The following is a 16492-nucleotide window of genomic DNA, read 5'->3' as shown; positions in this document are numbered from 1 at the left end:
TTTTCGAGCGAAGTGGATACCGGTTCGCGTCAAGAAACGCGTCAGAACATGAGTCGCTAGGTGTGCGCGCGTTCGCGCGCCAGCTTTACCGCGCCGGTGAATCTTGCTTTCAGCACGGTGACCGGCAGATGCGTCAGCAGGTCGGACAGGCGCAATTGTTTGGCATCGGCATCGGCAAAGCCTTCGACCGCATAGCCTTCGACGTTTAGCGCGGCATCGTAGTTCTCCGGTCCAGGCCAATGTCGGCCGCCGTCGGTCAACGGCGCAAACCACCGCGTGACCACGGTGATCGCGGCCTCGCGGCCGCGCCGTCGGGCGAACGCGATGAAATGGTCGCGATGCGGCCCGCTCACTTCCAAAGGCGCGTACTCTCCGCCGGTGAATATATCGGCGAGCCCGGTTCGAAGCTTGAGCAGGTGCCGTGTCCAGGCCAACTTCAGATGGCCGCTCGGCCACTTCTCGACCAGCCGGTCCCAATCCGGTTTCTCCAGCGCGTCGAGCCGCCCTGCGCGTTCGGCAAAGTCGACCGGCCGCCGGTTGTCGGGATCGACCAGTGAATAATCCCAGAGCTCCGTGCCCTGATAGAAATCCGGCACGCCCGGCGTCATGGCCTTCAGCGTGATCTGACTGAGCGAGTTCAGTGCGCCCAGCAGCGATAGCCGCTGCGCCAGCGTCTGCAGCGCGTTCAGGAATTCGCCTGAGAGTGAAGGGTCGAGAATTTTTTCGACGAAGCCTTTTACACCCTCCTCATAGGCTGCGTGAGGATTGAGCCAGCTCGTTTCCTGCTTGCCCTCGCGCGCGGCCTTCAGCGCATATTCCTGCATCCGCTGCGGAAACGAAGCGTCGTCCGGCTGCCATGCCCCGAGCAGCGCCTGATACAGCATGTATTCGAATGTTGCCGACGGCGCGCGAAAATCGCCATCGACGAGCAGTTGCGGCGCGTTGAGCAGCTTCCATCGGGCCACGGCGCTGGTCCATTCGCCCGGAATTTCCGAAAGCGCCATGATGCGTGCCCGCGCATCTTCGCCGCGCTTGGTGTCATGCGTCGCAGTCGCCGTCATGCCATGCGGCCATTCGCCGGCGCGGGCCCGCATCATCCGATGAAACTCGGCGGCTGAAAGCGCTCTTGCCGCCGGGTCGCCGCCGACCTCATTGAGGGCGAGCAGGCGGTGGTAGCGGTAGAACGTCGTGTCCTCCAGCGACTTCGCCATCATGGGGCCGGTGAACTGCTGCACCTTCAATGCGAAACGTCTGACGCGCGGCGCGCTGTGGTGCGCGCGCCCGGGCTTGATCAGGTCCATCGTCAGGGTGTCGCGCAGGAAATCAAAAATGCCGTCGTCGGCGGCAAACCAGTCGGCGCGCGCCCGTTCGATCGTCCCTGATATCAACTCGCGATCATGCGCTGATAGCCCTGAGGATGTCAGGTAGGTGCGGTACACCGGGAAGTGCAGCACGTAGAGCTCGAGCGCCTGCCGCAGGCTGTCGGCGGAATAGTCGCGGGTGGAGTAATGTCCGCTGGCAATCCGCGCCAGGAGGCGCGTCAGCACCGTAAACTCGCTGGTCAGCAGCGTTTCCAGCACGCGGCGTTTTGCATCCCGCAGGATCGGTTCGAGTTTTGGCGACTGGTTGCTGACCTGCCGCCAGATCTCATCGAGCGGCTCCAGGCCGCTTCCGTCGGTGAGCACAAGGGTGATGACGTTCATCCACTCATAGCCGGTGGTGCCGTGAACGCCGGCGAATGACGGCAGCTTTTCGTGTTCGCCGAGAATTTTCTCGATCACCACGTAGAAGGGCCTGCTGCGGCCGCCATGCGCGTCGCGGACCAGCCGGCGCAGGCGCTGGAAATACTGCACGGGATCGCGCAGGCCATCGATGTGGTCGAGCCGCAACCCGTGAAGCTTTCCCTCCGCAATCAACCGTTTGACCAGCCGATGGATCGCCTCGAAGGTGCCGGCGTCCTCGACACGCAAGCCCGCCAGCGTATTGATGTCGAAGAAGCGCCGGTAGTTGATGTCGCTCGAGGCAAGCCGCCAGTGGCCCAGTTTATAGTGCTGGCGCTCCAGCAGATGGTGCAGCGCCTGTGTCGGCACTGTGCGATCGCCTCCGGCGCGATAGGCGGTCAGTCCGCGCGCGATGATGTCGGCGGCTCCCGGGATGCCTTTCAGTTCTGCCTTGAAGGAAGGCGCTTCCTTGCGATTCGGGCGTCGCGGCCCCTGATAGCGGGAGGCCAGTGCAAGCATGGCCCTGCCGGGCGCGCCTTCCTCCGCGCCCGCGTCCTTGAGGATCATGCGCAGGATTTCGCCGTAACGTTCCGGCGCGATCGGCAGTCGATGCTCGAAATACCAAGCCGAAAAACTACCTTCGGCGGGATCGTAGCGCAGTTCGATCTCGCCGTTTTCCAGCGCCTGGCTGTAGGACGAGCCGATGATCGGCAGCAGCACGCCGCCGCGTGCACGATACGGCAACTGCTCCCAGTCGATGTCGAAGGAGGCTGCGTGCGGCGAGGCCGGACCCCACTCCAGCACGTCGAGCCACCAGGGATTATCGTCGTAGTGCACGCCGACATGGTTGGGCACGAAGTCGAGAATCAATCCGAGATCGTGCTGCCGCAGCACGGCGCTCAGCCGCTCGAAGCCTTCCTCGCCGCTGAGCTCCGGATTGAACTGAGCGTGGTCGGTGACGTCATAGCCATGCGCGCTGCCCTTGCGGGCCCGCATGAAGGGCGAGGCATAGAGATGGGTGATGCCGAGCGCCTTCAGGTAGGGCACCACGGACGCGGCGGCGTCGAAATCGAAATCCGCCGATAGTTGCAGCCGATAGGTCGCGATCGGGATCGCCGGGGGCATTGTCCTATCCGATGCGCCAGAGCACCGTCCATGGCGGGACGCTGTCGCCCAACTCGCTGCCCCAGATCAGGGTTCCCGTGGGCATTCCGGGCGCATGGCTGATGGCCCGGTCCGACAGGTTGGCGAGCAGGCGAAGCGTGGCGCCATCGCCCATCCGCCAATTGGCCGTCAGCAGGTGGTTGTCGCCCGCGTGCGCCTCGCCGAATTCCGCACCCGCGAGCCGCAGGACAATCTGCTGCTGGCGGACTTTTAGCAGCTCCCGCACCAGCGTCAGCCGTTTTCGTGCTGCCGGCGCGTCGCGCTCTTTCCAGTCGAGCACGGCGGAATCTCGCGTCGACGGATCGAGTGCGTCCGGCACCTCGTCGCCGAATTCCGCATAGGCCCAGGCATATTCGCTGCGGCGGCCCTTGCGGACGGCATCGGCGAGGTCGCCGCCGAAATCGCAAAAGAACGGGAAGGGCGCCTTCGAGCCCCATTCTTCGCCCATGAACAGCATGGGAATGGATGGCGCCAACAGCAGCACGGCGAGCGCGGCTTCGATCGCTTGCGCATCCGTATAGCTTTCGAGCCGGTCACCCAGCGCGCGATTGCCGATCTGGTCGTGGTTCTGCAGGAAGTTGATGAAGGCTGTCGGTGCCAGATGGCCGCTCGGCTCACCGCGGTTGCCGCCGCGAAACGCCGACGGCTCTCCCTGATAGACGAAGCCGGATGACAGCGAGCGGGCAATATCCGAGATCGGCGCGCGCTGGTAGTCGCCATAGTAACCCTGCTTCTCGCCGGTCATCAGCACGCGCCAGGCGTGGTGATAATCGTCGTTCCACTGCGCGCGGTATTTGCCCTGCGGCGGGTCTTGCGCGGCGTCCAGAATGCTGGCGCGGTTGTCGCCGTTTTCCAGCACGAGGTGAATGTGCCGGCCGGTTTCCGCGGCGAGTTTGCCGGCGGCGGTACTGAGATCGTGCAGCAGCGACAACCCGCCCGGCTCGACGATCGAGTTGACGGCATCGAGCCGCAGCCCGTCGAAGCGATAGTCGCGCAGCCAGGAGAGCGCGTTCTCGATCGCAAACGCACGGACTTCCTTCACGCGATAATCGATCGCGCTGCCCCAGGGTGTGTGCGCTTCGGTGAAGAAGGTGGGCGCATAGCGGCCGAGATAATTTCCTTCGGGGCCGAAATGGTTATAGACCACGTCGAGCATCACCATCAGCCCGCGCAGATGCGCCGCGTCGATCAGCGCCTTGAGATCCTCGGGCCGCCCATAGGCGCTGTCGGGCGCGTACCACAGCACACCGTCATAGCCCCAGTTGCGCGCACCTGCGAAATCCGCCAGCGGCATCAATTCCAGCGCAGTGATGCCGGTCTCTACGAGATGGTCGAGCCTGTCGATCATCGCGCGATAGCTGCCTTCCCTGGTGAAAGTCCCGACATGGGTCTCGACGATTACCGCCTCCTGCCACGGCCGGCCGCGCCAGCCTGCGGCTTGCCATGGATAGGCTTGATGGTCGATCACTTCGCTCGGGCCGAAGACATCATCGGGCTGAAACGCCGACGCCGGATCCGGCACGTCGATCTCGTCATCGATGCGGAATTTGTAGCGCGCGCCGGCCTTCACGCCGGCGATGTCGGCGGTGAACCAGCCGTCCTCGCCGCGCTTCATCGCGTGAGGCTGCTCCAGCATGACATCGACGCGTTTCGCCGCCGGCGCCCACAGCCGAAACCGCGTGCCGTAGTTTGCCAGACACGGGCCGAATTGCCGGTCGTTCATGCCGTGCCCGCAAAGGCAAGCACCGACCGCGGCGGCGCGCTGGTCGCGGCGCCCGAAGTTAGTCTGGTCGGGCTCTGCACGGCCTCGGTCGTGTTCAGCACCTGCTGCCAGTTTTTGTACTCGGGCATCTCGGGCAATTTGAAAGCGATCTCTTCAGGCGCGGCATTCAGGACGATAAAGATCGGCGGCTGACCTTGTTCCATCGGCCCCAGTACAAAGGCGAGGAATCGTCCCTCCGGAAAATTCCAGTCGGCTTCCTGCATCTCCTCGGCCGCCGGCGTCAGCCACAGCACGCCATAGGAGCCATCCTTGCGCCGCCCGGAGAGCCAGCGCTGGCAGCGCAGTTGGGCGAAGCGCCGCCGCAGCGCGGTCATGTGGCTGACGAAATCGGTGAGGTCGTCGCCCTGCTTGCCGAGATTGTCCCAGCTCACCCAGCCGGTCTCGTTGTCCTGGCAATAGGCGTTGTTGTTGCCGTTCTGCGAATTGCCGACCTCGTCGCCGGCCAGCAGCAGGGGCGTGCCTTGCGCGAGGAACAGGCAGGCGAGCTGGTTCTTGCGGAGCTGCCGGCGCAGCGCAACGATCGCGGCGTCGCTGGTCGGACCCTCATGGCCGCAATTGTTGCTGTGGTTGTCGTTGGAGCCGTCGCGATTGTCCTCGCCGTTGGCCTCGTTGTGCTTGTCGTTATAGCTGAACAGGTCGGCCAGCGTGAAACCATCATGGACGGTGATGTGATTGACGCTGGCGCGGGTCGCGCGGTTGTCGTGACGAAACAAATCGGATGAGGCGGTCATGCGGCGCGAGACTTCGCCGATCAGGCTGCCTTCGCCGCTCCAGTAACGCCGCATCGCGCTGCGATAGCGGTCGTTCCATTCCGACCATTGCGAGGGAAACGCGCCGACCTGGTAGCCGCCCATGCCGAGATCCCACGGCTCGGCGACGAGCTTGACGGTCGATAGCACCGGGTCCTGCCGCACCGCGGTCAGGAAGGCGGCATTGCGGTCGTATCCATTCGGCCCGCGCGCCAGCGTGGTAGCGAGGTCGAAGCGGAAGCCGTCGACGTGACAGACCTCGACCCAGTAGCGCAGCGAATCCATCACCATCTGCAGCACACGCGGATGGGTGAGGTTGACCGAGCTGCCGCAGCCGGTGAAGTCGTCGTAGTAGCGCGGGTTGTCCTTGTTGAGCCAGTAATAGGACGCGTTGTCGATGCCGCGGAAACTCAGCGTCGGGCCGAGGTGATTGCCCTCGGCGGTGTGATTATAGACCACGTCGAGCATCACCTCGATGCCGGCATCGTGCAGCCGCGCCACCGTGGTGCGGAATGCATCGAGCGCGTTGTCCTGCGCATAGCGCGGCTCCGGCGCGAAGAACGCCAGTGTGTTGTAGCCCCAGTAGTTGGCAAGCTTCCTTTCCACCAGCACGCGGTCGTCGATCAGCCCGTGGATCGGCAACAATTCGATGGTGGTGACGCCGAGCTTCTTGAAATGGTCGATCATTGCCGGCGCGCACAGCCCGCCATAGGTGCCGCGCCAGCCCGGCGAGACGTCGCCGCGCTTCTGCGTCAGGCCCTTGACGTGGGCCTCGTAGATGATGGTGTCTTCCCAGGCGACGTTCGGCCGTATCTCGCGGCGGCCCCAGTTGAAGGTCTCGTCGACCACGACCGCCTTCGGCATGCCGCGCGCATTGTCGCGGCGGTCGAAGGAAAGATCCTCGCGCGCGCTGCCGGTGCGATAGCCGAAATGCGCATCGCTCCACACCAGCCGGCCGGCGAGCCGCTTGGCGTAGGGATCGAGCAGCAGCTTGTTGGCGTTGAAGCGGTGCCCGCGCTCGGGCGCATAGGGGCCATGGACGCGATAGCCGTAGAGCTGCCCGGGCGAGACGTCGTTGAGATAGCCGTGCCAGACGTCCTCGCTGCGCTCGGGCAGTTCGATCCGTTCGAGCTCGCGGCGGCCCTGGCCGTCGAACAGGCAAAGCTCGACCTTTTCCGCGTTGGCCGTGAACAGCGCAAAGTTGGTGCCCCGTCCGTCCCAGCTTGCACCGAGGCGGGCGGCGCTTCCCGCGGACAATCGCATGCGTCAGCTTTCCGGTACGAGAAAGATCGCGGCCAGCGGCGGGATGGTCAGTGAGAGCTCGGGGATGCTGCCTTCCAGGGTACGGACTTCGCCGACATTGCCGACATTGCTGCCGCCATAATGCGCGGAGTCGGAATTGAGCGCTTCCTTCCACTTGCCGGCGAACGGCACCCGGACGCGATAGTTTTGATAGACGTTCGGCGAGAAGTTCACGACCACGAGACAGCGCGCGTGCGCGTCGAAACCCTTGCGCAGCCAGGCAAAGATGTTGTTGCCGGAATCATGGGTGATCACCCATTCAAATCCCGCCTGGTTGCAGTCCATCTCGTGCAGCGCCGGTACGTTGCGATAGAGCCGGTTGAGGTCGCGGATCAGGTTCTGGATGCCGGCGTGCCGCTGTTGCCCCAAGAGGTGCCAGTCGAGCGACTGATCGTGATTCCACTCGCGTTCCTGGCCGAATTCGCAGCCCATGAACAAAAGCTTCTTGCCAGGATGGCCGAACATGAAACTGTAATAGGCACGCAGGTTTGCAAAACGCTGCCACTCGTCGCCCGGCATGCGGCCGAGGATCGAGCGCTTGCCGTGCACGACTTCGTCATGCGACAGCGGCAGGATGAAATTTTCCGAAAACGCGTAATGCAGCCCGAACAGGATGTCGCCGTGATGGTGCTTCCGGTACACCGGATCCTTGCCGAAATATTTCAGCGTGTCGTGCATCCAGCCCATGTTCCATTTGAAGCCGAAGCCGAGCCCGCCATATTCGACCGGCTGCGAGACCTGCGGCCATGAGGTGGATTCTTCCGCCGCCGTGGTGGCCTCCGGAAAATGCCCGAACAGTTCGATGTTGAAGCGGCGCAGGAATTCGATGGCTTCGAGGTTTTCCCGGCCGCCATGCCGGTTCGGAATCCACTCGCCGGCGGGCCGGCTGTAGTCGAGGTAGAGCATCGAGGCGACGGCATCGACGCGCAGGCCGTCGACGCCGTAGCGATCGAACCAGAACAGCGCGTTGGAGACCAGGAAATTGACCACTTCGGTGCGGCCGTAATTGTAGATCAGCGTGCCCCAGTCGAGGTGGCGGCCCTGCAGCGGATTGGCGTGCTCGTAGAGCGCGGTGCCGTCGAAATAGCCGAGCCCATGCGGATCGTCGGGGAAATGTCCGGGCACCCAGTCGAGCCATACGCCGAGCCCCTCGCGATGGCAGGCATCGACGAGGGCGGAAAAGTCTTCCGGCGTGCCGAACCGGCTGGTCGGCGCATACAGGCCGGTCGGTTGATAGCCCCATGAGCCATCGAACGGATGCTCGCTGACGGGCAGAAACTCGAGATGGGTAAAGCCCATGTCCTTTGCATAGGCCGGGAGCTGTTCGGCGAGGTCGCGATAGTTCAGCCATTCATTGCCGTTCTTGCGTCGCCACGAGCCGAGATGCACCTCGTAGATCGAGATCGGCGCGCCCAGCGCGTTGATGCCCGCCGGCGCCGCGCGCGGATGCGGAATTCTGCTTTCGTCGACGACGATCGAGGCCGTTGAAGGCCGGATCTCCGCCGCAAAGGCCACCGGATCGGATTTCAGCGGCAGATGCCGCCCGTCGGGTCCGGTGACGTCGAACTTGTAGCGGTCGCCGGCGCGGGCATGCGGCACGAACAATTCCCAATAGCCGACGCCGCGCACCCGCATCGGGTGCCGCAGCGCGTTCCAGAAATTGAAGTCGCCGACCACGCTGACGGCCTTGGCATTCGGCGCCAGCACCACGAACGCGACGCCGTCGACGCCATCGAGCGTCATCGGATGCGCGCCGAGCTTGTCGTAGATCCGCCGGTGGGTGCCTTCGCCCAGGAGATAGAGATCGAAGTCGCTGAGCACGGGCGGGAAGCGGTAGGGATCGTCGAGATCGACGACGTTTTCGCCGAAGCGGGCGCGGAGCTGGTAGCGCTTGGAGCCGTTCGGCAGCGCGCCTGCGAACAGCCCGGCATCGTGAATCCGTTCAAGCGGCGCCGTCTCGCCATGCTCGCCGATCGCTTCCACATCGGAAGCTTCGGGGATGAAAGCACGCACCACGCTGTGGCCGCCCTCGCTGTGCAAGCCGAGATAACGAAACGGATCGGAATGCTTGCCTTCGACGATCGCGTAGGCCTCGGCGGGTAGCTTGGTCATGAGGCCTCGAAGGATGGTTGCGACAACATTCTGATGATTCCGATCAGGGGCACGCGCAGCCATTCCGGTCGGAATGACAGTTCGTGTTCGATTTCGTTCAAGGCCTTCTCGAGCAGGAAGAAGGTCAGCAAGCCGTCTGCCGCATTCGGATCGGACGGCCACAGCCGCTGATCGGTCATGGCTTCGTGGTAGGCGGCGAGAAATGCGGCTGTCGCCCGGTCGCGCCACTCGCCAAGCGCCGCGCCGAGCTTGCCGTGCTCATCGTGGGCCACTTTGAGCGCGCGCTCAAGGGCTGCGGTTGCCGAATAATCGATCGATCGGACCATGCTGGCGATGTCGCGCGCCGCGGGCGCCTTGCGCCGGCGTTCGGCGATAGTGCGCCGCGGCGCGCCTTCGAAGTCGACAATGAAGATATCGTCCTTGACGATCAGCAACTGGCTGAGATCGAGGTCGCCATGGCAGCGGATGTTGGCGGCATCGGCCTCGCGCAGCAGCAGCGTGTCCAACCAATCGGGTAGCGACGGCTGCAACGCCAGCACCCGGTCGGCCAGCGGACGGTCGGCTTCCCTCAGCGTTTCCCGCCGCTGCCGGAGCGCATCGAAGACGCGGCCGGCGCATAGCGTCAGATCGTCGATCCAGCGCTGCACGTCGTCGCGGCTGGTCGGCTCCGGCGCGAATTCGGCAATCTCGCTGTTGCCGGCGAGCGCCACATGCAGCTCGGCCACGCGCCGCCCGGCCTGCGACATGTAACGCAGATAGGGGGTCTCTTCCTCGCGCTCGCCGGCGTGCATGCTTACCGCCAGCAGGCGTTGCTCCTCGACGAAGCGATCGAGATAGGCCGCACTCACGGTCCAGAGGTCGCCCTGATTGGCGACGAAGGCGTGAACGACGCCGATCGCGCTCTTCTCGTTGCCCTCGACCAGCTCGACGCTGCCGAGCAGCGCCGGCGTGTTGGCAAAGTTGGCGATATCGGTGAGGAAGCGCCCGATCTCGATCTCGGGATTGGGGCCGGGCTGAAGCGTCCGGTAGATCTTGACCACATGGTCGTTATCCACCAGGGCGGTGCTGCGGGGCTGCTCGGACTCGATGGTGCGGATGTGCTCGGGCTGCCGGATCGGCTTGTCGCTGAAACGCTTGGTCGGCCGGAATTCGAGCCGCAAGCCCTGTTCGCTCTCGTCGACCGTCAGCGATTGCTGCAGGTTGCGCAACAATAGCGAGATGAAGATCTGGTCGGTGGCGACGTCGAGCAGAGTGCCTTCGCGGGCGCCTTGCCGAACGGCGGCCAGCGCATGCGGGTTGTAGCGCTCGCGGTCGAAGCGCACCCATTCGATCTGCATCGGCAGCACGTAGCGCGTGCTGACGCCGCGCTGCGTCGTTTCGAAAAAGGCGAGCCACGGCCGGTTGTCGCCGATGTCGCAGAACGGAATGGCCGAAGTAAGCGTCGGACGGATCGCCTTGGGCGATCGTTCCGGATACCAGCGGCTGCGCGCCAGATGTCCCGGAAGCACGTCGCGCTCGAACACGCCGCGTTCGCGCGCCAGCGACACCCAGGTCGCGTTCAGCGGCACCACAAGCGTTTCGAACTCGGGCACGGCGCGCTGCACCACCGGCGCCGATTTGTCGCGCTCCTGCAGTTCGAACCAGTAGAAGCCGTAGGGCGCCAGCGTGATCATGTAGGGCAGTTCGCCGATCGCCGGGAAGCGGGTACGGCCGAGCATTTCCAGCGGGATACGGTCCTTGAAGGCGGAAAGATCGAGTTCGGTCGCCTGCGCCGATCGCGACAGGTTGGCCACGCACAGGATGACTTCGCCCTGGTACTGGCGCACATAGCACAGCACCGATCGGTTTTCCGGGCGGATGAACGTCATGGTGCCGCGGCCGAAGGCGAGCGTGGATTTGCGGACCGCGATCAGCCGCTTGGTGGCTGAGAGCAGCGAGGACAGGCTGCGCGACTGCGCCTCGACATTGACGGACTCATAGCCATAGACCGGGTCCATGATGGTCGGCGCGTAGAGCCTGGCGGGGTCGGCGCGGGAGAAGCCGCCATTGCGGTCCGGCGTCCATTGCATCGGCGTGCGGACTCCGTTGCGGTCGCCGAGATAGATGTTGTCGCCCATGCCGATCTCGTCGCCGTAATAGATGATCGGCGTGCCCGGGAACGACAGCAGCAGCGAGTTCATCAATTCGATCTTGCGCCGGTCATTGTCCATCAGCGGCGCCAGGCGGCGGCGGATGCCGACATTGATGCGGGCGCGCGGATCGTTGGCATAGGTCGACCACAAATAATCGCGCTCGACATCGGTGACCATTTCCAGCGTCAGCTCGTCGTGATTGCGCAGGAACAGCGCCCACTGGCAGTTGCCCGGGATATCCGGCGTCTGGCGCAGGATGTCGGTGATCGGAAAGCGGTCTTCCTGCGCGATCGCCATGTAGATGCGCGGCATCAGCGGGAAATGATAGGCCATGTGGCATTCGTCGCCGCGGCCGAAATATTCCTGCACGTCCTCCGGCCATTGATTGGCTTCGGCCAGCAGCACCTTGCCTTTGGCGTAATTGTCGAGCTCGCGGCGCAGCCCTTTGATGACGGCATGCGTCTCGGGCAGGTTCTCGTTGTTGGTGCCGTCGCGCTCACAGAGATAGGGAATGGCGTCGAGGCGGAAACCGTCGACGCCGGTGTCGAGCCAGCGCTTCATCACCTGCACCAGCGCGCTGACCACGCGCGGATTGTCGAAATTGAGATCCGGCTGGTGCGAGAAGAAGCGGTGCCAGTAAAACTGGCCGGCTTCCGGATCCCAGGTCCAGTTCGATTTCTCGGTGTCGGTGAAGATGATCCGCGTGCCCGGATATTTCTGGTCGGTATCGCTCCAGACATACCAGTTGCGGGCAGAGGAATGCGGGTCCGAGCGGCGGGCGCGCTTGAACCAGTCGTGCTGGTCGGAGGTGTGGTTGATGACGAGCTCGGTGATGACCCGCAGGCCGCGCTTCTTGGCTTCCTGGATGAAGCGGCGGAAATCCTTCATCGTCCCGAAATCGGGGTTGATGTCGCCGTAATCGGCGATGTCATAGCCGTCGTCGCGGCCGGGGGAGGGGTAGAACGGCAACAGCCACAGCGTGGTGACGCCGAGATCCTGCAGATACCCCAGTTTCTCGGTCAGCCCGGCAAAGTCGCCGATGCCGTCATTGTTGCTGTCGGCGAAGGCCTTGACGTGGAGCTGGTAGATGATCGCGTCCTTGTACCAGAGCTCGTCGGTGACGGCCTCAGTGGCTGGCACCTGCTTTGCTTCGACCACAAGGCTGCTATCCGGATTCAGCGGATAGGCACCGTCGATAGAAAGGGAGACGCCGGCGTTGGAGCTCTCGGCGGTTTGCGCTTTTTTGTTCACGGTGATGCCACTGCCATGGAAATGACGTCCCCGTTTCGTTTGCAGAAAGGGAGACGTTCCGGACATAGATAAGAAGCCGCTCGACTCGCTTTGGTTCCCTTGGAACCGTTGGTGGGCCCGAGCGTTAGACACCGTCTATCTCCTTCCCCTAATTAGACAATTTCGCGACATCGGTTTGATGTTTGCGTGCAAAGTACATGCCGAATGGACCTTTTTGCTCAAGCCAAAGCCCAGGGAATCCAGACCGAGTTCCTGGACGGTCAGGGTCACCGCCGTGTGACGGACGCCGCCGCGCTCAAAATTATCCTGGATGCGCTGCCGCCGCAGGCGCCGGGACCGCTGCTCGGCCACCCCGTGGTGGTCCGGTCCGGGCGGCCGTCGCGAACCGAGCTCCCGGCTACCGCCAGGCTTCCGGTGGAGTGGAAAATCGTTGCGGAATCGGGCGTTATCGCCAGGGGCGAGAGCTCCGATCACGCCATCGACTGGCCCAGGGACCTGCCGCCTGGCGCCTACCGGCTTCAGGTGAGCGACGCCTCGACCGCCGAGGATGTGCCGCTGATTTCGGCGCCGGAAAGGGCGTTTGGTGGTGAATTCGACCGCTGCTGGCTGCTCGCGGTCCAGCTTTACGGCGTCCGCTCCGCGCGCAACTGGGGCATGGGCGACTTCACGGACCTCGCCAACCTGATCGAGCTTGCCGATCATCTCGGCGCCGACGGTGTCGGCCTCAATCCGCTGCACACCCTGTTCGACGATCGCCCGGACGATTGCAGCCCGTATTCGCCGAACAGCCGGCTGTTTCTCAACGCGCTCTATATCGACGTCGAAAAGCTGCCCGAATTTCAGCCCGATTCAGAAACAAGCGAGGCGCTGGCGCCATTGCGGGCAAGCGATGCCGTCGATTACGTCAGCGTCGCCGGCCTCAAGTGGCGGGCGCTGCGCAGGGCCTTTGCTGCATTCAAGGCCAACGCCAAGCCGGCCCGCCAACAGGATTTTGACAAATTCCGCGCCGAACGCGGCACTTTGCTGTCGCACTTTGCCTGCTTCGAGGTGCTCCGGCACAAATTCGGCAAGCCGTGGTGGGAATGGCCGGTAGAGTGGCGGCAACCGGACGACGCCGGATGCGACGCGTTGCGCCAGGGTGAGGACGCCGGCGAAATCGAGTTCGTCGAATTCGTGCAATGGACCGCCGACCGGCAGTTGGGGGCCGCCGCCGATCTGGCGAAGCGGCTCGGCTTGAAGGTCGGGCTCTATCTCGACGTCGCGGTCGGCGTGCAGGCCGACGGGTTCGACGCCTGGAACGAGCAGGTCGCAATCTCCCGCCATCTCGGCGTCGGCGCGCCGCCCGATCCGCTCAACACCGCCGGCCAGACCTGGGGCCTCGCCGGCTTCAATGCCGCTGGGCTTGAGCTTGAGTCCTTTGCGCCATACCGCGACATGCTGCGCGCCGCGATGCGCCACGCCGGCGCCATCCGTCTCGATCACGTGCTCGGGTTGAAGCGGCTCTATCTGGTGCCGCAAGGCTTCAGCGCACGCGACGGCGTCTATGTGCAGATGCCGTTCGAAGCGCTGCTGGCGGCGACTGCGCTGGAAAGCGTTGCGAATCGCTGCGTCGTGATCGGCGAAGACCTCGGCACCGTGCCGGAAGGCTTTCGCGACCAGATCGCCGATTGGGGCATCTGGTCGTATCTCGTGATGATGTTCGAGCGCGACGATGCCGGCTCGTTCCGCAACATCGATCATTATTTGACCAATGCGCTCGTCACCTTCAACACCCATGACCTCTCGACCTATGCCGGCTGGCGCTCGTTCGGCGATCTGAAGCTGAAGCGCTCGCTCGGCATCGATCCGGGGGAAAGCGACGATGCGCGCTGGCGTGCGCTTGCCATGCTGGACGAGGTGCTGCGTCATCACGCCATCGAGCGCAACGATCTCTATTCGGTGGCGAATTTCCTGGCGCGAACCAAGTCGCGGCTGCTCGCGGTCTCGCTGGAGGACCTGCTCGGGGTGGTCGACCAGCCCAACATCCCCGGTACCGTCAACGAACATCCGAACTGGCGGCGGCGGCTTCCGGTGTCGCTCGAGGATATGACATCGACGGTCGACGTCACCGCGCTCAAGGCGGCAACACATGAGCGGTCGCGCGCGGCGCTCTGATACAGCATGATCCGGAAAAGTGGTTGCCGGTTTTTCGAAAAGATCATGCTCAAGGATGAAGGTAGAGCGGGATGACAGTTCGAAGAAATGTCATCCCGCTCTAGTGGTGAAACACCTTGTCGTGCCGGATCGAAGATTATGGGCTGATCGGCGATTGCGAGACCGCGGCGCTGGTCGGCCGGAACGGATCGATCGACTGGCTGTGCTGGCCGGCCTTCGATTCCGACGCCTGCTTTGCCGCACTTCTCGGCACCGAGAAGCACGGCCGCTGGTTGATCGCGCCGGCCGACGAGATTACCGGCACCTCGCGGCGCTATTGGGACGACACCCTGATTCTGGAAACCCGGTTCGAGACGGCTGGTGGCGCGGTTGAACTGATCGATTTCATGCCGCCGCGCGGCAACGCCTCCGATGTGGTGCGGCTGGTGCGCGGCGTTCGCGGCCGCGTCAGGATGCACATGCAACTGGTGATCCGCTTCGGCTTCGGCGTCGATATTCCCTGGGTCAAGAGAAACGAAGACGGTTCGGCGCTGCTGGCGATCTGCGGGCAGGACATGACGGTGTTGCGGACGCCGGTCGAGACCCGCGGCGAGGACCTGACGACGGTCGCCGATTTCGAGGTCGGCGAGGGTGACACTGTTCCCTTCGTGCTGACCTACGGCCCCTCGCACCTGCCGGTGCCGAAGCCGATCAATCCTGTAGACGCCTTGCAGGACACCGAGGCATTCTGGACCGAATGGTGCAGCCGCTGCACATATGAAGGCGAGTACCGCGACCTCGTGATGCGCTCGCTGATCGCGCTGAAGGCGCAGACCTATGCGCCGACCGGCGGCATCGTGGCCGCGCCAACGACCTCGCTGCCGGAAAAGCTCGGCGGCGCCAGAAACTGGGACTATCGCTTCTGCTGGCTGCGCGACGCCACCTTCACGCTGCTGGCGCTGATGAACTCTGGCTACACGGAGGAAGCTTCCGCCTGGCACCGCTGGCTGTTACGGGCGGCGGCGGGATCTCCTGCCAACATGCAGATCATGTACGGCATCATGGGCCAGCGCCGCCTGCTGGAATGGGAGGCCACATGGCTGCCCGGCTACGAAGGCGCAAAGCCGGTGCGGGTCGGCAACGCCGCGCATGCGCAACTGCAGCTCGACGTCTACGGCGAACTGATCGACGCCTTTCACCAGTGGCGCGTGGCAAAACTCGAACTGGATGAAACCAGCTGGGCGATGGAATGCGCCGTGCTGCAGCACCTTGCCGGACGGTGGGACCAGCCGGATCACGGCATCTGGGAGCGCCGCGGCGCGGGCAAGCACTATGTCTCTTCGAAAGTGATGACCTGGGTCGCGTTCGACCGCGGCATCAAGAGCGCGGAGACTTTCGGCTTCAAGGCGCCGCTTACGAAGTGGCGTGTGCTGCGCGACGCCATTCATCACGACGTCTGCGCCAGGGGTTTTGATCCCGAACTAAATTCCTTCGTCGAGTCCTATGGCTCAAAGATGCTCGACGCCTCTATCCTGTTGCTGCCGTCGGTCGGTTTCCTGCCGCCGGAAGATCCCCGCGTGCGCGGCACGCTCGCCGCGGTCGAACAGCACCTGATGCGCGACGAATTTGTGCTGCGGCATGATCCCCGTGAAGTGGAGCAGCAACCGGCCGAAGGCGCGTTCCTCGCCTGCACGCTATGGCTGGCGGACGCCTATGTGCTGGCGGGCGAGTTCGCTCGCGCGCAAGAGCTGTTTACCCGCGTGGTCGCGGTCGCCAACGATCTCGGCCTCCTGGCCGAGGAGTACGATACGGCCGCCGGCCGCCAGACCGGAAATTTCCCGCAGGCGCTGACGCACATCGCGCTGATCAATACCGCGCATAATTTGAGTGCAACGAAGCTCTCGACCGAGAAGCCGGCGAAGCAACGCTCGAAGTAGCGGCGGGCTCGATCGGCCCGTTGGATCGTTCTCTGTCGGACTGCGGACGCAACGGACGTCGTCCGATCCCATAGCATTCAACAGAGTGCGTCTGAATCGAAGTGCAGGTCGTTGTGTCGCCTTGGAATTTGGCCTTTTCGCTTCTGCCTGCGGCAGCCGCCGTTTCGTGCCCGGCGCAAAGCTTTGATTTGAATTGTCGGACAAGTCT

At 63.9% G+C, this 16492-nt stretch carries 7 protein-coding genes; 2 read left to right on the top strand and 5 right to left on the bottom strand.

The genetic code is table 11. From position 1 onward, the window contains the following. Positions 1-56: 56 nt before the first annotated feature. The 5 genes from treY to treS are packed head-to-tail and all read right to left on the bottom strand — an operon-like array spanning position 57 to position 12121. Positions 57-2846, bottom strand: a complete 2790-nt coding sequence (gene treY / locus C7G61_RS23780) for a malto-oligosyltrehalose synthase (protein ID WP_108519025.1) — start codon at positions 2844-2846, stop codon at positions 57-59. 4 nt (positions 2847-2850) lie between these two features. Further along, a complete protein-coding gene (gene treZ / locus C7G61_RS23775; RefSeq protein WP_108519023.1) occupies positions 2851-4608 on the bottom strand; it encodes a malto-oligosyltrehalose trehalohydrolase in 1758 nt (585 codons plus the stop codon). Beyond that, positions 4605-6680: a glycogen debranching protein GlgX gene (glgX, locus tag C7G61_RS23770; protein WP_108519021.1), complete on the bottom strand. Its 2076-nt coding sequence runs from the start codon at positions 6678-6680 to the stop codon at positions 4605-4607. The genes treZ and glgX overlap by 4 nt, the downstream gene beginning before the upstream one ends. Before the next feature lie 3 nt (positions 6681-6683). Further along, positions 6684-8831 carry a 1,4-alpha-glucan branching protein GlgB gene (glgB, locus tag C7G61_RS23765; protein WP_108519019.1) on the bottom strand — a complete coding sequence of 716 codons (2148 nt, stop codon included), beginning with the start codon at positions 8829-8831 and terminating at the stop codon, positions 6684-6686. Then, positions 8828-12121, bottom strand: a complete 3294-nt coding sequence (gene treS, locus C7G61_RS23760) for a maltose alpha-D-glucosyltransferase (RefSeq protein ID WP_420836790.1) — start codon at positions 12119-12121, stop codon at positions 8828-8830. Before treS ends, glgB begins: the two co-directional genes overlap by 4 nt. 297 nt (positions 12122-12418) lie before the next feature. Between treS and malQ the strand changes: the two genes are divergently transcribed. After that, a complete protein-coding gene (malQ, locus tag C7G61_RS23755) occupies positions 12419-14368 on the top strand; it encodes a 4-alpha-glucanotransferase (RefSeq protein WP_108519017.1) in 1950 nt (649 codons plus the stop codon). Positions 14369-14484: 116 nt separating this feature from the next. After that, positions 14485-16284: a glycoside hydrolase family 15 protein gene (locus C7G61_RS23750; RefSeq protein ID WP_108519015.1), complete on the top strand. Its 1800-nt coding sequence runs from the start codon at positions 14485-14487 to the stop codon at positions 16282-16284. Positions 16285-16492: the final 208 nt, after the last annotated feature.

Origin of the sequence: Bradyrhizobium algeriense (assembly GCF_003062295.1) — a bacterium.
In the GTDB taxonomy this organism is placed as follows: domain Bacteria; phylum Pseudomonadota; class Alphaproteobacteria; order Rhizobiales; family Xanthobacteraceae; genus Bradyrhizobium; species Bradyrhizobium algeriense.
This window is presented reverse-complemented; position numbering and strand designations above follow the sequence as displayed.

Excerpts from the sequence above, each read along its gene's own strand:
- treY (WP_108519025.1), bottom strand. The coding sequence starts at position 2,846 with ATGCCCCCGGCGATCCCGATCGCGACCTATCGGCTGCAACTATCGGCG.
- treZ (WP_108519023.1), bottom strand. The coding sequence starts at position 4,608 with ATGAACGACCGGCAATTCGGCCCGTGTCTGGCAAACTACGGCACGCGG.
- glgX (WP_108519021.1), bottom strand. The coding sequence starts at position 6,680 with ATGCGATTGTCCGCGGGAAGCGCCGCCCGCCTCGGTGCAAGCTGGGAC.
- glgB (WP_108519019.1), bottom strand. The coding sequence starts at position 8,831 with ATGACCAAGCTACCCGCCGAGGCCTACGCGATCGTCGAAGGCAAGCAT.
- malQ (WP_108519017.1), top strand. The coding sequence starts at position 12,419 with ATGGACCTTTTTGCTCAAGCCAAAGCCCAGGGAATCCAGACCGAGTTC.